Raw genomic sequence first — 14,119 nt, forward strand, 5'->3', positions numbered from 1 at the left:
CTCCTTATTTCCCAAGGCAGAAACTGGAGAATATTTCATCCAACAGGTCCTCGACCCCTATTCTACCAACCAATGTTTCAAGTGCGCGGATCGCCGTACGTAGCTCTTCTGCCGCGATATCATACAAGTCCGGTCCTGATTCCAGAACCGTCATTGCATCGGCTAGCGCCGAGCTGGCGTCATTTAGCGCGACGCGATGCCGTTCTCGCGTTGCGATACCATGGCTAGTAGATCTATTAGCTAACTCACGCGATATATGGGAAATTAGCTGATCAATCCCTTGACCAGTTTTCCCAGAAACACCGCCTTCGGCGCCATCACGAAGATCAGATTTCGGCAAAAGTTGAATATCCCCATCTACCATAGGAACACTCAGCTCTTTTGGATTCTCTGTTAGAAACACGCGCAGATCAGCCGCATCAGCGCGTTTTCGGGCCAGTTCGATTCCCAAGTTTTCAACGTGATCCTCAGTTTCACGCAACCCAGCTGTGTCCAGCAAAGTGACGGGTAGACCGCTAAGATCCATACGAACTTCGATCACGTCTCGTGTCGTTCCCGCGTATTCTGAGGTAATCGCTGCTTCCCGCCCTGCCAGTGCGTTCAATAAGGTAGACTTACCCGCGTTAGGTAAACCAACAATTGCAACCTCAAATCCAGTACGAATACGTTCAGCGATCTTGACGCCATCTGCCTCACGCTGAAGATCTTGCATGACTCCGGTAATCAAGTTCCGAACCTCAGGCGTGACATCTGTGGGCACTTCTTCATCGGCAAAATCAATGACCGCCTCCAGCAATGATGCCGCCCGTATCAGATCACGACGCCAACGCTCCGCCAAGCCGCCCAGTTCGCCAGCCAGAATGGTCTGGGCCTGTTTGCGCTGCGCTTCGGTTTCCGCATCAATCAGATCAGCAAGTCCTTCAACCTGCGTCAGGTCCATTTTGCCATTCTCAAGCGCGCGCCGTGTGAATTCTCCAGGTTCCGCCAAACGCAAACCATCTGTGTCCGACAAACAGCGCATCACAGCATTGATCGCAGCCGTACTTCCGTGAATCTGAAGCTCAGCGACATCTTCACCGGTGAAACTCGCCGGCGCTTGAAACGTCAAAACCAGCCCATCGTCCAGGCGCGATCCATCATCCGCATACAAAGATCGAACCCGCATACCGCGGGCTGGCAGCGGGCCGTCTGTTAGATCAGCCGCTGCAGAATGCGCCAAAGGACCAGAGAGGCGGATGACCGCCACCCCTGCTTTGCCTTGCGCGCTGGCCAAGGCGAATATCGTATCCATTCGAAGGCCTCGCGTCAGTTTAGACCTGTGTCAGGTGTTCATCGAATCGAAGAACTCGCCATTTGTCTTCGTCTGTTTCAACTTGGACAACAGGAATTCGATTGCGTCGGTGGTACCCATCGGGTTGAGGATGCGGCGCAGAACGAAGGTCTTGGCCAGATCGCCCTTGTCGACCAGCAGGTCTTCTTTCCGGGTACCGGACTTGAGGATGTCGATCGCCGGGAACACGCGCTTGTCTGCAATCTTGCGATCCAAAACGATTTCAGAGTTACCGGTGCCTTTAAATTCTTCGAAGATCACTTCGTCCATCCGACTGCCGGTGTCGATCAGGGCGGTGGCGATGATGGTCAGCGAGCCACCCTCTTCGATATTACGCGCCGCACCAAAGAACCGCTTTGGCCGTTGCAGAGCATTCGCATCTACACCACCGGTCAGAACTTTACCCGAAGATGGGACCACAGTGTTAAAGGCTCTACCAAGTCTTGTGATTGAGTCAAGAAGGATAACAACATCTCGTTTATGTTCGACCAAACGCTTGGCTTTTTCGATGACCATTTCCGACACAGCCACGTGGCGGGTCGCCGGTTCATCAAAGGTCGAGGACACAACCTCGCCCTTCACCGAGCGCTGCATGTCCGTCACCTCCTCGGGGCGTTCATCGATCAGCAGGACGATCAGGTAGCACTCGGGGTGGTTCTGTTCGATAGAGTGCGCGATGTTCTGCAGGATCACGGTTTTACCGGTCCGCGGCGGGGCCACGATCAGCGACCGCTGGCCTTTACCGATGGGCGACACAAGGTCGATCACACGGGCCGACTTGTCTTTGATGGTGGGATCTTCGATCTCCATCTTCAGACGTTCATCCGGGTACAGAGGCGTCAGGTTATCGAACAGGATCTTGTGCTTGGCTTTTTCGGGATCTTCGAAGTTGATCTTGGTGACCTTGGTCAGCGCAAAGTACCGTTCATTCTCGTCCGGCGCTTTGATCTCACCTTCAACGGTGTCGCCGGTGCGCAGCGAGTGCAAGCGGATCATGTCCGGAGAAACATAGATGTCGTCAGGGCCCGGCAGATAGTTCGCTTCGGGTGAGCGTAGGAAACCGAAGCCGTCCTGCAGAACCTCAAGCACGCCATCGCCGCCAACGGTCCAGCCTTCATCCGCGCGTTCGCGCAGAATCTGGAACATCATCTCGCCTTTACGCATGGTCGAGGCGTTTTCGATCTCCAGTTCTTCGGCCATCGCCAGAAGATCTTTGGGGCTTTTGGCTTTCAGGTCGGCCAGATTCAGGGATTCAGTGGACATGATACATACCTTCACCGCTGACTGTGCGGCTTGAAGTGGAATTTCAGTACGGAAAATACGCCGCCCGGACGGGCGTGTTGATCCCTACATAAGCGCGGCAGCCTTCGGAGTCAAACAGGCCTTCAGAACTTCAGAACGACCGCCAGAACGATGGCAACCATCAGAATGGTCGGAACCTCGTTCATCATGCGATATTGCCGCCCAGTGAGCTTATTTTCGCCCTCTAAGAAGTCCTTGCGCCGTGCCATCAGCCAATGATGGAACCAGGTCATCCCGAGCACAGCGGCGCCCTTGACCCAGGGCCAGGACCAGTCCCATCCTACGATGCCTGGCGTAAACACCATGATCAGCCCGCAAACCCATGCCACGTACATCGCTGGTCGCATGATCACACGCAGCAACTTGTCTTCCATTTCAAAGAAGATGGTTTCGGCCCCGTCTACCGCCTGTGCCTTTTCTACGTGATAGACGAACAGCCTGGGCAAATAGAACAGCCCTGCCATCCACGAGATCACGGCCATGATGTGTAAAGACTTCACCCACGGGTAAATCGTGAAAAGCAGATCAGTCATTCTGGCTCCGGGCGTTGTTCGGAACTCTCCCTAATAAAAAAATAAGAAAAGAAAAAGGAAGATGGTTTTGTAGGGCGAACAAAATCCGTGGATTACTTTTTTACACATGCTTTTTCCCCAGGTGGAAAGAGTTCCGTGATTTTCAGGTGATTCTGTGAATTTCATTATTTTTTGTTTTATAACAATGTGTTGTGCGGTAATAACTAGAATATCTATGAGGATAACTCTTTGGGTAAACCCGGAATGCTGGGTTATCCATGTCGTTAGACTTATCCTTGTCCCGGATGGACAGGGTTTGAGCGACTCAGGGAAGTTTTGGGCGAAAATCCCGGGGTTGCGTGTCAATCTGAAAACCATACAAACCGTCCAGTAACGCTCAACGATTTGCACACGGGGTTGTCCACATGTCTGTCCCCATCATCCTGGCCTCGGGGTCATTTATTCGCGCACAGCTGCTGGAAAACGCAGGCGTGCCATTTTCCGTTCAGGTGGCGCGCGTGGATGAGGATACCATGAAACGCGCACTGTTGGCCGGAGAGGCATCTCCCCGTGATATTGCTGATGCACTGGCCGAGATGAAAGCTCGCAAAGTTAGCGATAAAAATCCTGGGGCGATGGTTCTGGGCTGCGATCAGGTGTTGGACTTTGACGGGCAACTGTTGTCGAAACCTGAAACACCCGAGGATGCGCTGGGGCAGCTCAAGGCGATGCGGGGCAAGCGGCATATGCTGTTGTCTGCTGCGGTGATCTATCAGGATGGAGAGCCGATCTGGCGTCACGTCGGGCAAGTGCGCCTGCGGATGCGGATGAGCTCGGATGCGTATCTGCGCGATTATATCAACCGCAACTGGGACAGCATCCGCCATGCGGTGGGTGCTTATAAGCTGGAAGAGGAAGGCGTACGCCTGTTCGCCACCATTGACGGAGACTATTTTAATGTCTTGGGTATGCCCCTGTTGGAACTGCTCAATTATCTGGCTGTCAAAGGGGTGATCGACCAATGACGCATAATCATATTCCGCTGGCCGGGGTGATCGGGCATCCGATTGCACATTCCAAATCGCCCAAGCTGCATGGGCACTGGCTAAAAAGCTATGGGCTGTCCGGACATTACATTCCTATGGATGTTGCGCCTGCGGATCTTGAGACTGTTTTGCGCACTTTACCCAAAGCGGGTTTTGTGGGCGTAAATGTGACAGTACCCCATAAAGAGGCTGCGCTGCGGATTGCAGACCATGTATCTGAGCGGGCCAAGTTGATTGGTGCTGCCAATACATTGGTGTTTCAGAACGACGGCTCAATCCATGCGGACAACACAGATGGCTACGGGTTTATGCAGAACCTGCATAGCGGCGCGCCGGACTGGGTGCCATCAGACGGACCAGCAGTGGTGTTTGGCGCAGGCGGCGCGGCGCGGGCGGTTCTTCAAGGGTTGCTTGAGGCTGGCGTACCGAAAGTTATGCTGACCAACCGTACGCGAGAGCGGGCAGAGCAGCTGAAAGAGGAATTCGGAGAACGCATTACCGTGGTGGATTGGGTTCAGGCTGGAAATTCTGTTGAAGAGGCTGAACTGGTTGTCAACACTACCTCTCTGGGTATGCAGGGCCAGCCTGAACTACGGGTGCCACTGGATGGGTTGCAGTCTGGCGCGGTGGTTACGGATTTGGTCTATGCCCCGCTGCAAACACATTTGCTGAAAACGGCGGACGAGGCGGGCTGCACGACGGTCGACGGGTTGGGTATGTTGCTACATCAGGCTGCACCTGGATTTGAACGCTGGTTCGGCATCCGCCCCGAGGTGACCGACGATCTACGCGCGGCGGTTCTGGGATGAGTTTTGCGCTTGGCCTGACAGGCTCGATTGGGATGGGCAAAAGCACTACGGCGCAGATGTTCGTTCAGGAAGGCTGCGCACTGTGGGATGCCGATGCGGCCGTACATAGACTCTATTCAAGGGAAGGAGCCGCAGTTGAGCCCATGCGCGAGGCCTTTCCTGAGGCGATTGTCGAGGATACCGTCAGTCGTGATGCGCTGAAACGGATCATTGTGCAGGACCCATCTGCACTGGAACAGATCGAGGCCATCGTGCACCCTCTGGTAGCCGCTGATCGTGCTGTGTTCCGGGAACAGGCCTCGGCGGATATTCTGGTGTTCGATATTCCCTTGCTGTTTGAAACCGGTGGCGATGCGGCGATGGATGCCGTTGCCTGCGTCTCGATTCCCGCCGATGAACAAAAGCGCCGGGTGATGGAGCGCGGTACGATGACCGAGGCGCAGTTCGAACATATCCGCGCCAAGCAGATGCCGAATGATGAGAAATGCGCGCGGTCGGATTATGTGATCGTTACCGACACTCTGGACCATGCCCGTGCGCAGGTGCAGGATGTGGTCAGGCAGATACGGGCGGGGATGGCAGATGCGTGAGATTGTACTCGACACCGAAACCACCGGGTTCGACCCAGAAAGCGGCGATCGGATTGTCGAGATCGGCGCGGTTGAGTTGTGGAACCACGTGGCCACGGGCGAGACCTATCACGTCTATATCAACCCCGAACGGTCCATGCCTGAAGAGGCGTTTGGCGTGCACGGCATCGGCCCCGACCTTTTGGAGAGCCCGCGCCCGGCAGAAAAAGGCGAGGTCACGCTGAAGGACAAGCCGGTCTTTGCCAAGGTGGGTCAGGGATTTCTTGATTTCATCAAGGATTCAAAGTTGTTGATCCACAATGCATCCTTCGATATGAAATTCCTGAACGCGGAACTCAGATGGATGGGTTTGCCCCAGATCCCCATGGATCAGGCGCTGGATACGCTGGCGATTGCGCGCAAACGGTTTCCGGGTTCGCCCGCGTCACTAGACGCGCTATGCCGGCGATTTAACATCGACAATACGAACCGGGTGCTGCACGGAGCCTTGCTCGACTCGGAAATTCTGGCCGAGGTCTATCTGGAACTGATCGGGGGTCGGCAACCGGATTTTGGCCTGTCGTCTGCTGCTTCCTCGGGTGCGGGTGGCCAGGACGACTGGCGCCCAACAGCGCGCCCAACCCCGTTGGCGTCGAAGATCACCGAAGAAGAGCGTTCTGCGCATGAGGCGTTTGTAGAAAAACTGGGCGAGAATGCCCTGTGGACCCGCGCCTGAGAAACTAACCCAGCGCGGGTCAGACTTATTAAGCTTGCGCTTTCTGAGCTTCGGCCTGACGGCGCATCAACTCGTTGCGATACAGTGCAACAAAGTCGATATTGTCCAGATTGACCGGCGGATAACCACCGTCGCGGGTGACGTCACTGACGATGCGGCGCAGGAACGGGAACAGCATCCGCGGGCATTCAATCAGCAGGAACGGATGCAGTTGATCTTCGGCAACGCCTTCCACGTGGAACAGACCGCAATAGTCGATCTCGCACAGAAACAGGACGTCTTCCATGCCTTTGGCTTTGGACGTCAGATTCAGTTTTATCGAGATTTCGTACTGATGTTCTACCTTACGCTTTTTCGCATCCAGGTTTACCTGAACTGCAATCTCGGGCTGTACGTCCCCGGATACGCCCTTTTGCGCCATTACATTTTCAAAGGACAAATCGCGAATGAATTGTCCCAGAACGCGCATCTGAACTTGAGGGGCGGTTTGGGCCGCAGTGTTTTCTGCAGCGTTTTCTTCGGCCATGGAACTACTCCAAAAATAAAATCCGCCATTGCTTAGCAAGTTGGACGCGGTACCTCAATGCTGGTGCGGTCCTTCGACCCATTTCGACGGTTTCGCCGGGTTTTGGCGTGGCTTTACCTCGGTGAATTCGCCATCGATCACGTCATCGCCAAACGGTGCCGATCCTGATTGAAACTGCGATCCAGTGCCCATTTGGAATTGAGTGATCTTCACTCTGGATTTCAGATAGCGAAAGACCGAGATTCGAACGCCGGGAATAAGGAGTGCAAATCCAACCACGTCGGTGAAAAATCCGGGCGTCAGCAGCAACATGCCAGACATCAGGATCATTGCGCCATGAGCCAGCGGCTCGGTCGGGTCATCCAGTTCGGCAAAAGATCGCTGCAGATCGGCCAGCGCCATGCGACCTTGTGTCCTGACCAATGCGGTGCCCAGAACGGCCGTCAGCACCACAATTGCCAGCGTGGGCCACAACCCGATCAGGCCACCCACCTGAATGAACAGGGCAATCTCGATGATCGGGACCAATAAAAATGCCAAGAACAGGTACATTTGCGTTATCCTTTACCAGAGGTCGGGCAGTGGACTTGCCACGAACTGTCACCTACATAGTGGCATGAGGCCGCGTATACAAAGTCGCGGTCTGAAAAGAGGATGAAATGAACGAACCGATGATCCAGTTGCTGGTCCTTGCCGGAATAGCCGTTTTCCTGATCCTGCGCCTGAAAAGTGTGCTGGGCACGCGTGAAGGTTTTGAGAAACCTCCTGTTCAGCAACAACCCGAAGGGCACAGTGCCCGCCGCGGGTTCGAGGTGATCGACGGCGGCCCGGATCACGACATTACAGACCATGTCGCCGAAGACAGCGAACAGGCACAGACGCTGGCCGCGATGAAGCGGATTGAACCCAGCTTTTCCGTCAGTGAATTTGTGCAGGGTGCGCGTGGCGCCTATGAGATGATTGTCATGGGGTTCGAAAAAGGAAATCTGGACGAGATCCAGCCCTTCCTGTCCGAAGAGGTGTTCGACACATTTGTCTCTGTCGTTGCAGACCGTGAAGACAAGGGCCTGACCATCGAGGCCGAGTTCATCGGTGTGCGCGAAACAGCGCTGACTGATGCGAAGTTCGACAAGGATACCAATCAGGCCGAGATTACCATGAAATTCGTGGGTGAGTTGACCTCGGTTGTTCGGGATCGTGGCGGCGACATCATCGAAGGCAACCCAAATACCGTCAAACGCCAAAAGGACAGCTGGACCTTTGCCCGTGTCATGGGCTCGGACGATCCGAACTGGCTGCTTGTTGCCACGGACGCATGATTGCCGCACTCCGGTCGCTCTTACTGGTGGGCGCGATGACCACCGCAAGTGCCGCCGGAGCTGAGGCGACGCGCTCTATCCTGTCGTTTGACGACCTTGAAGACTGGGCCGCCGATGATCACGGGGCGGCCCTTTCAGTTTTTCTGAACACATGTGGCGATCTGAGCGACCCGGACTGGCGTGCCTTATGCAGCGTTGCCCGGACCTATAAGGTCGACGCGGCGCGGTCGTTCTTTGAGCTGTTCTTCCGTCCGGTTCTGGTCGAGGACGGAAAGGATGCGCTGTTCACCGGGTATTTTGAACCCGAACTGGACGGATCACGCACCCGGACGGATCGATACAAATACCCAATCTACAAAATGCCGCCCGAGGCACGGGCCGAAGGTCCGTGGCTCAGCCGCCGAGAAATCCTGTCTACCGATGCCATGACGGGCCGGGGGCTTGAAATCGCTTGGGTCGATGATCCGGTTGAGTTGTTCTTTTTGCAGATTCAGGGCTCGGGCCGTATTCGCCTGCCAGATGGCGGCGCGTTGCGTGTGGGTTATGGCGGCGCGAATGGACATCCTTATCGTTCAATCGGGGCCGAGTTGATCCGCCGCGGCGCTTTGGGCGCGCATGAGGTCAGCGCCCAGATGATCCGTGCTTGGGTTCGTAAGAACCCCGAAGCCGGGGCTGAATTGCTGTTTCACAACCCCTCCTATGTGTTTTTCCGCGAGGTCACGCGCGTCGCTCCCGAGTTTGGGCCGTTGGGGGCGATGAATAGGTCCGTTACTACCATGCGCAGTATCGCGGCCGATCCATCCTACACGCCGCTGGGGGCTCCGGTTTGGGTTGAGAAAGATGGAAAGGATCCAATGCGCAGGCTGATGATTGCGCAAGACACTGGTGCTGCCATCAAAGGTGCGCAGCGGGCCGACATCTTTTTCGGCACCGGCGACAGTGCCGGTCAGGCGGCCGGGCGTCTGAAAGATCCGGGCCGAATGGTGGTCTTGCTGCCAATCCAACGCGCCTATGCCTTGATCACGGATGAGTATTGATGTCTCGCCGTAAACTGACCGCTGAAGAGATCGAGCTATGGCGCAAGGTCGCCAAACAGGCCGAGCGCATGCATCCCGAGATACCGCAAACGGTACATCCAACGCCTTTGCCCAAACCCAAGCCCAAAAAGGCACCAAAACCCCGTTTTGAAGCGTTCGAGCTGGGCCAGTCACATCAACCAAAGACAAAGCTCAACGATCTGAAACCATCGGTAACAGATACGCTACGCAATGCGCCGGTTCAGATGGACAGCAAGGCCTTTGGCCGGATGAAGCGTGGTAAGCTGAAGCCGGAAGGCAAGTTGGATCTGCATGGAATGCGGGTTGATGCAGCACATCCGGCGTTGATCCGTTTTGTTCTGACAGCTCAGGCGCAGGGCAAACGGTTGGTCCTTGTGGTGACAGGCAAGGGAAAGGACAGGGACGAACCCGGCCCAATCCCGACCCCGCGTGGTATTCTGCGCAATCAGGTTCCACATTGGTTGACGATCCCACCATTGGCGCAAGCGGTTATGCAGGTTACGCCAGCGCATGTCAGTCACGGTGGTGACGGCGCCTATTACGTCTATCTTCGCCGTATTCGCTAAAGGCTGCGCTCTGCGCGGGAAACACCTGTCCAGACCAGCACGCAGACTCCAACAAAAAAACCACCAATCCAAAGAAACTGCGTGCTAAGCGGGACACCCAGGTCGATCAGAACTCCGGTCAGGCCGGGTCCAATGGCAGATCCAAGAACTAAGACCGCCGTGGCCAGCGCCTTGATTGCGCCGATATGCTGTGTGCCGTAGAACTCGGCCCAGAATGCACTTGGTAAAGTGCTGTTGGCACCCACTGTCAGCCCCAGGAAAACCAGGCCGACTGTAGCGCCACCAATGGTTGATGATATGGCCAAGATGACAAAACCAAGCGCCATTGGCAGTTGATAAAATGGCATCAGACGTGCCGTGCCCCACTTATCCAGTGCCCAGCCTGCGGCGAACATCGAAATCAGTGATACACCTGTGTAGACGGGAAAAAGCGCTACAAGTTGGATATGTAGCCAGCCCTTAACCTCTGCCAGATGAACCTGATGAAAGAAAAAGGCGGTGATAAAGGCTGACGGACCCAGAACAGCGGGCATCATGAACCAGAACAATGGATGCAGCAGCGCCTCGCGTCGTGTCCAATGGTGGTCTTGCATGCCGGTAGACGAATACCTGGCCGCAAGACTTTGTGGCGTTCTTTCCTGACGCAAGAACCTTATCAGTATGGAAATACCCAAAGCAGCGATGCCCGCTGCGACAACCCAAAGCCAGCGCCAATCCAGAAAAACCATCGCCGCAACAAAGGCCAGCGGCAGCAGCGCCTCGCCAAACGCATAGCCGATTGAGGCAATCGACAGCGCTTTGCCACGGTTTGCGGTGAACCAGCGCGCCATGGCGACCAAAGCAAGATGGGTGCTCATCCCTTGCCCGAACAAACGCAACAGGAAAATCACCAGAGGCAACAGAAATACCCAGCTGTTCAGCGCCATGGCTAGCGCGGCAAGTGTTAATCCAGCCAGCACCACTGGGCCCAATACCCGCACGCGGAGAATGTCAGTCAACCCTCCTGCCCAGATCATCACAACGGCCGACAGGGTAGTGCCCAGTGAATAGATTGCGCCCCATGATCCGTGGCTTAGCCCATAGGCCGCGCGGATTTCACCAGCGAAGATCGAGATAAAGAATGTCTGGCCAAAACTAGACAGGAAGGTCAACAAAACACCGGCACTCAGCCATGAGGCGTTCTGGTAAAGGAAACCAAGCAGTTTGTACTGCGTCACGGAGTTGAAACCTGCGCCTGCCCGGTTTCCGTCAAGACGATTTCGGTTGCGCCGACAGGGTTGCGTTCGTCAGGCGGAACCAGAATGTCGAGGGTTTTTTCATCTGGCCCGAACGTATTTGTGACACGGCGGACCGAGCTAAGGATTGCCAGCAGAGCCGGAGACGTCGCTGCAACGAAATGCGAAGATTGAGCATCGCTGTTAAATGCAGTCGTGTCGATCACGTTGATCGGGAATTCCTTTAATGTCTCAATCGAGCTGATGTTGCCCAGCCGCTCTCCTTCATCCGTACCACGAAGGCGGGATGATATGTTCAGAATCTTGTCCTTTTGTGAAACCATGACAATGAATGGGTCAGGCGGGTTATTGATCCGTCCCATCTGTGACCGGAACAGATCCACATCCAAATCGGGAGAGATCAGAACCACACCTTCAATGTTTCTGTTAGCCCATCCAGGTTCCTGCAGTTCCGCTTGGCGCATCACCTCCATTGAAAGGGCGCTGCCCATGGAATGTGCAACGAGAAGAACCCGTTTGACGCCCATGGATTTCAATTCACGAATGGTCTGTTCCAGACCATCGCGGGCGAAAAGCATGCTGTCCAGGTCGTAAGCATATCCAAATCCGGTCGCGCGACTGGGCCAGGAATAAACCAGAATAGAACCCGGAATGCCGATGTCGTGGGAAAGTTGAGCCGCACGGAATATGGTTTCTGTTTGGGTGGAGTTGTAGCCGTGCACAAAGATCGTGACGTCGTCTTGACCGCGCAGATGCTCGTGCAGCCCCTGTGGCCCGTCCAGTTCGGTCACATTTGCAAGGACGAATTCTTTTTTCGGATTCGGGTTCGCATATGAAAACTGAAGGGTTCCGGGCGTATGCGTTGGGGGTATGGATACCGTAGTTTCCAGAAACCTCAGTTTTTCGCCGCGTTGAAATCCATAAGTCCCGTCTGCCTCACGAGCACGGGTTGTACTGGCAAACACCGTTTTAGGTGTTCCAACAGATGCAGCGGATGGCACAATTTCAGATACGGACCTGTCAACGCAGGCGCCCAATGAAAGGGACACTAATAAAATGATTAGATAGCGCATCGCGTGGGGTCCTTGAGCCCTTTTGCGCTAAGCTATCGAATTCTGACCCCACGTCCAGCGACATAGGGTCAGAACAGCAGCGAAATCTGGCTGAAAAGGTTACAGGACGTAACGACTCAGGTCAGTTGATTTGGTCAGTTCGCCCAGATTGTCCTCTACAAACTGCGCGTTTACCGTGATCTCGGCTCCGGCCTGATCGGGTGCGGTGAATGAAAGCTCTTCGAACACGCGCTCCATCACAGTGTACAGCCGCCGCGCACCGATGTTTTCGACGCTCTGGTTCACGTCAGCAGCGATACGCGCCAGCGCAGCGATGCCGTTATCTGTAAAGCTGACGGTGACTTCTTCTGTTCCCATCAATGCGGTGTACTGGCGGGTCAAGGCGTTGTCTGTTTCGGTCAGGATGCGAACGAAATCTTCTTCGGTCAGGGCGCGCAGTTCCACGCGGATCGGAAGACGGCCCTGAAGTTCCGGCAACAGGTCTGACGGTTTGGCAATGTGGAACGCACCAGATGCGATGAATAGGATATGATCGGTTTTCACCGCGCCGTACTTGGTTGAAACAGTGGTGCCTTCGATCAGAGGCAGCAGGTCCCGCTGCACCCCTTCGCGGCTGACATCGCCACCGCGTGCGTCTGTGCGCGCGCAGACTTTGTCGATCTCGTCCAGAAACACGATACCGTTCTGTTCGACCGACTCCAGCGCCACACGGTTGACGGTTTCATCATCCAGCAGCTTGTCGGCCTCTTCCCCGATCAGTGCGTCGTAGCTTTCTGCGACGGTCATGCGTTTCTTGACAGTGCGTCCGCCAAAGGCTTTGCCAAAGATATCACCTAGGTTCATCATCCCCATCTGGCTGCCGGGCTGCCCGGGAATGTCGAACATTGGCATCGGGTTTGAGCTGTCGGACAGTTCCAGCTCGATCACTGTGTCGTCCAGTTCACCTGCTTTCAGCTTTTTGCGAAACATCTCGCGCGTGCCTTCGCGGGCGTCTTCGCCTGCAATGGCAGCAATCACCCGATCTTCGGCGGCTTGATGAGCACGCGCCTTGACGTCTTCGCGCATGTATTCGCGGGTCTGGATGATGGCCGCATCGGCCAGATCGCGGATAATCTGTTCCACGTCGCGACCCACATAACCGACCTCGGTGAACTTGGTCGCTTCGACTTTGATAAAAGGTGCGCGGGCCAGCTTGGCCAGACGGCGGCTGATTTCGGTCTTGCCGACGCCGGTGGGGCCAATCATCAGGATGTTCTTGGGATAGACCTCGTCCCGAATGTCATCGGCCAATTGCTTGCGCCGCCAGCGGTTGCGCAGCGCCACGGCCACGGCACGCTTGGCGTCTTTCTGCCCGATGATAAAGCGGTCCAGTTCCGAGACGATCTCGCGCGGGGTCAGGTCGGTCATGTCAAATCTATCCGTCTGTTTCGCAGCGGAACCTAATCATACCGAGCGAAAACACAAGCCGATCACGACAACATCACGACATCTCACGGAACGCACACGGGTTTTCGCCATGATGTGAATCGCTTTGTGACCATTGCCTGCGGCATAACTTGCGGCGATGGGCACCCTAGCCCGCGACAATTTTTTGGAGATACCTCATCATGATGACTCGTCGTTCGCTTTTCGTGAAAGCTGCTGCCACCGGTGCGGCGCTGACCTTGGCCGGCACCACCACTGCTTTGGCTGGCGGCGCCAAAAAGAACGGCACGTTCGAGGGCCGTTCGAACCACATAACCAGCGGCTCGGTGAAACTGGTCAAGGATGGCGAGCGCTACATCGTAGAGCTGGGCGACGACTTCTCGCTGGATGGCGGCCCCGATCCCCGCGTGGCCTTTGGTAAGGACGGCACCTACGCCCCCGACAGCAAACTGGGCGCGCTGCTGAACCTGACCGGCAAACAGTCTTATGCCGTGCCGCCGACCATGGATGTGTCGGGCTACAACGAAGTGTACATCTGGTGCGAGGTCGCCGGTGTCCCGCTGGGTGTTGCATCGCTGAAATAATTCTACTGGTCAGAGGCCGGTTCGCCCGG

General features: G+C 55.6%; 16 protein-coding genes. 8 read left to right on the top strand and 8 right to left on the bottom strand.

Annotated features, from left to right (window positions below):
- Positions 1-4: 4 nt before the first annotated feature.
- The 3 genes from mnmE to GOW93_RS06350 form a co-directional block, all read right to left on the bottom strand.
- Complete coding sequence (gene mnmE, locus GOW93_RS06340) at positions 5-1,291, bottom strand: tRNA uridine-5-carboxymethylaminomethyl(34) synthesis GTPase MnmE (RefSeq protein WP_170382317.1); 1,287 nt, start codon at positions 1,289-1,291, stop codon at positions 5-7.
- A 30-nt stretch (positions 1,292-1,321) separates the two neighbouring features.
- Entirely contained in the window at positions 1,322-2,593 is a 1,272-nt protein-coding gene (gene rho / locus GOW93_RS06345) for a transcription termination factor Rho (RefSeq protein WP_170382319.1), read from the bottom strand.
- A gap of 122 nt (positions 2,594-2,715) precedes the next feature.
- Positions 2,716-3,165 carry a CopD family protein gene (locus GOW93_RS06350; protein ID WP_170382321.1) on the bottom strand — a complete coding sequence of 150 codons (450 nt, stop codon included), beginning with the start codon at positions 3,163-3,165 and terminating at the stop codon, positions 2,716-2,718.
- Between the two features lie 404 nt (positions 3,166-3,569).
- Here GOW93_RS06350 and GOW93_RS06355 point away from each other — a divergent pair, with 404 nt between their 5' ends.
- The 4 genes from GOW93_RS06355 to dnaQ are packed head-to-tail and all read left to right on the top strand — an operon-like array spanning position 3,570 to position 6,304.
- Entirely contained in the window at positions 3,570-4,169 is a 600-nt protein-coding gene (locus GOW93_RS06355) for a Maf family protein (RefSeq protein WP_170382323.1), read from the top strand.
- Entirely contained in the window at positions 4,166-4,999 is an 834-nt protein-coding gene (locus GOW93_RS06360) for a shikimate dehydrogenase (RefSeq protein WP_170382325.1), read from the top strand. The genes GOW93_RS06355 and GOW93_RS06360 overlap by 4 nt, the downstream gene beginning before the upstream one ends.
- Positions 4,996-5,589 carry a dephospho-CoA kinase gene (gene coaE, locus GOW93_RS06365; RefSeq protein WP_170382327.1) on the top strand — a complete coding sequence of 198 codons (594 nt, stop codon included), beginning with the start codon at positions 4,996-4,998 and terminating at the stop codon, positions 5,587-5,589. The genes GOW93_RS06360 and coaE overlap by 4 nt, the downstream gene beginning before the upstream one ends.
- Positions 5,582-6,304, top strand: a complete 723-nt coding sequence (gene dnaQ, locus GOW93_RS06370; protein ID WP_170382329.1) for a DNA polymerase III subunit epsilon — start codon at positions 5,582-5,584, stop codon at positions 6,302-6,304. The genes coaE and dnaQ overlap by 8 nt, the downstream gene beginning before the upstream one ends.
- A 28-nt stretch (positions 6,305-6,332) precedes the next feature.
- Here the strand turns inward: dnaQ and secB are convergent, their stop codons facing one another.
- The gene (gene secB / locus GOW93_RS06375; protein ID WP_170382331.1) at positions 6,333-6,830 is read right to left on the bottom strand and encodes a protein-export chaperone SecB; all 498 of its coding nucleotides are present in this window, start codon (positions 6,828-6,830) and stop codon (positions 6,333-6,335) included.
- A gap of 54 nt (positions 6,831-6,884) precedes the next feature.
- Positions 6,885-7,382 (bottom strand): FxsA family protein, encoded by a 498-nt coding sequence (locus GOW93_RS06380; protein ID WP_170382333.1) that lies wholly within the window; start codon positions 7,380-7,382, stop codon positions 6,885-6,887.
- Between the two features lie 107 nt (positions 7,383-7,489).
- Between GOW93_RS06380 and GOW93_RS06385 the strand changes: the two genes are divergently transcribed.
- The 3 genes from GOW93_RS06385 to GOW93_RS06395 are packed head-to-tail and all read left to right on the top strand — an operon-like array spanning position 7,490 to position 9,773.
- Positions 7,490-8,149, top strand: a complete 660-nt coding sequence (locus GOW93_RS06385) for a Tim44/TimA family putative adaptor protein (protein WP_170382335.1) — start codon at positions 7,490-7,492, stop codon at positions 8,147-8,149.
- Positions 8,146-9,186, top strand: a complete 1,041-nt coding sequence (gene mltA, locus GOW93_RS06390; RefSeq protein ID WP_170382337.1) for a murein transglycosylase A — start codon at positions 8,146-8,148, stop codon at positions 9,184-9,186. The genes GOW93_RS06385 and mltA overlap by 4 nt, the downstream gene beginning before the upstream one ends.
- Positions 9,186-9,773 (top strand): Smr/MutS family protein, encoded by a 588-nt coding sequence (locus GOW93_RS06395; protein WP_170382339.1) that lies wholly within the window; start codon positions 9,186-9,188, stop codon positions 9,771-9,773. Before mltA ends, GOW93_RS06395 begins: the two co-directional genes overlap by 1 nt.
- Here the strand turns inward: GOW93_RS06395 and GOW93_RS06400 are convergent.
- From GOW93_RS06400 to hslU, 3 genes are all read right to left on the bottom strand, one after another.
- Positions 9,770-10,990 (bottom strand): MFS transporter, encoded by a 1,221-nt coding sequence (locus tag GOW93_RS06400; RefSeq protein ID WP_170382341.1) that lies wholly within the window; start codon positions 10,988-10,990, stop codon positions 9,770-9,772. The two genes, GOW93_RS06395 and GOW93_RS06400, sit on opposite strands and share 4 nt — an antisense overlap.
- A complete protein-coding gene (locus GOW93_RS06405) occupies positions 10,987-12,081 on the bottom strand; it encodes an alpha/beta hydrolase (protein WP_170382343.1) in 1,095 nt (364 codons plus the stop codon). Before GOW93_RS06405 ends, GOW93_RS06400 begins: the two co-directional genes overlap by 4 nt.
- 99 nt (positions 12,082-12,180) lie before the next feature.
- Positions 12,181-13,488: an ATP-dependent protease ATPase subunit HslU gene (gene hslU, locus GOW93_RS06410; RefSeq protein WP_170382345.1), complete on the bottom strand. Its 1,308-nt coding sequence runs from the start codon at positions 13,486-13,488 to the stop codon at positions 12,181-12,183.
- A gap of 200 nt (positions 13,489-13,688) precedes the next feature.
- On the opposite strand from hslU, the gene GOW93_RS06415 reads away from it, so the two are divergent.
- Positions 13,689-14,090, top strand: coding sequence for a DM13 domain-containing protein (locus tag GOW93_RS06415; protein WP_170382347.1), 402 nt, complete (start codon positions 13,689-13,691; stop codon positions 14,088-14,090).
- Positions 14,091-14,119: the final 29 nt, after the last annotated feature.

The organism is Ruegeria atlantica (genome assembly GCF_013032455.1).
Classification (GTDB): Bacteria; Pseudomonadota; Alphaproteobacteria; order Rhodobacterales; family Rhodobacteraceae; genus Ruegeria; species Ruegeria atlantica_B.

Excerpts from the sequence above, each read along its gene's own strand:
- GOW93_RS06395 (WP_170382339.1), top strand. The coding sequence starts at position 9,186 with ATGTCTCGCCGTAAACTGACCGCTGAAGAGATCGAGCTATGGCGCAAG.
- secB (WP_170382331.1), bottom strand. The coding sequence starts at position 6,830 with ATGGCCGAAGAAAACGCTGCAGAAAACACTGCGGCCCAAACCGCCCCT.
- GOW93_RS06415 (WP_170382347.1), top strand. The coding sequence starts at position 13,689 with ATGATGACTCGTCGTTCGCTTTTCGTGAAAGCTGCTGCCACCGGTGCG.
- GOW93_RS06405 (WP_170382343.1), bottom strand. The coding sequence starts at position 12,081 with ATGCGCTATCTAATCATTTTATTAGTGTCCCTTTCATTGGGCGCCTGC.
- GOW93_RS06350 (WP_170382321.1), bottom strand. The coding sequence starts at position 3,165 with ATGACTGATCTGCTTTTCACGATTTACCCGTGGGTGAAGTCTTTACAC.
- GOW93_RS06355 (WP_170382323.1), top strand. The coding sequence starts at position 3,570 with ATGTCTGTCCCCATCATCCTGGCCTCGGGGTCATTTATTCGCGCACAG.
- GOW93_RS06380 (WP_170382333.1), bottom strand. The coding sequence starts at position 7,382 with ATGTACCTGTTCTTGGCATTTTTATTGGTCCCGATCATCGAGATTGCC.
- mltA (WP_170382337.1), top strand. The coding sequence starts at position 8,146 with ATGATTGCCGCACTCCGGTCGCTCTTACTGGTGGGCGCGATGACCACC.
- rho (WP_170382319.1), bottom strand. The coding sequence starts at position 2,593 with ATGTCCACTGAATCCCTGAATCTGGCCGACCTGAAAGCCAAAAGCCCC.
- hslU (WP_170382345.1), bottom strand. The coding sequence starts at position 13,488 with ATGACCGACCTGACCCCGCGCGAGATCGTCTCGGAACTGGACCGCTTT.
- GOW93_RS06360 (WP_170382325.1), top strand. The coding sequence starts at position 4,166 with ATGACGCATAATCATATTCCGCTGGCCGGGGTGATCGGGCATCCGATT.
- GOW93_RS06385 (WP_170382335.1), top strand. The coding sequence starts at position 7,490 with ATGAACGAACCGATGATCCAGTTGCTGGTCCTTGCCGGAATAGCCGTT.
- dnaQ (WP_170382329.1), top strand. The coding sequence starts at position 5,582 with ATGCGTGAGATTGTACTCGACACCGAAACCACCGGGTTCGACCCAGAA.
- coaE (WP_170382327.1), top strand. The coding sequence starts at position 4,996 with ATGAGTTTTGCGCTTGGCCTGACAGGCTCGATTGGGATGGGCAAAAGC.
- mnmE (WP_170382317.1), bottom strand. The coding sequence starts at position 1,291 with ATGGATACGATATTCGCCTTGGCCAGCGCGCAAGGCAAAGCAGGGGTG.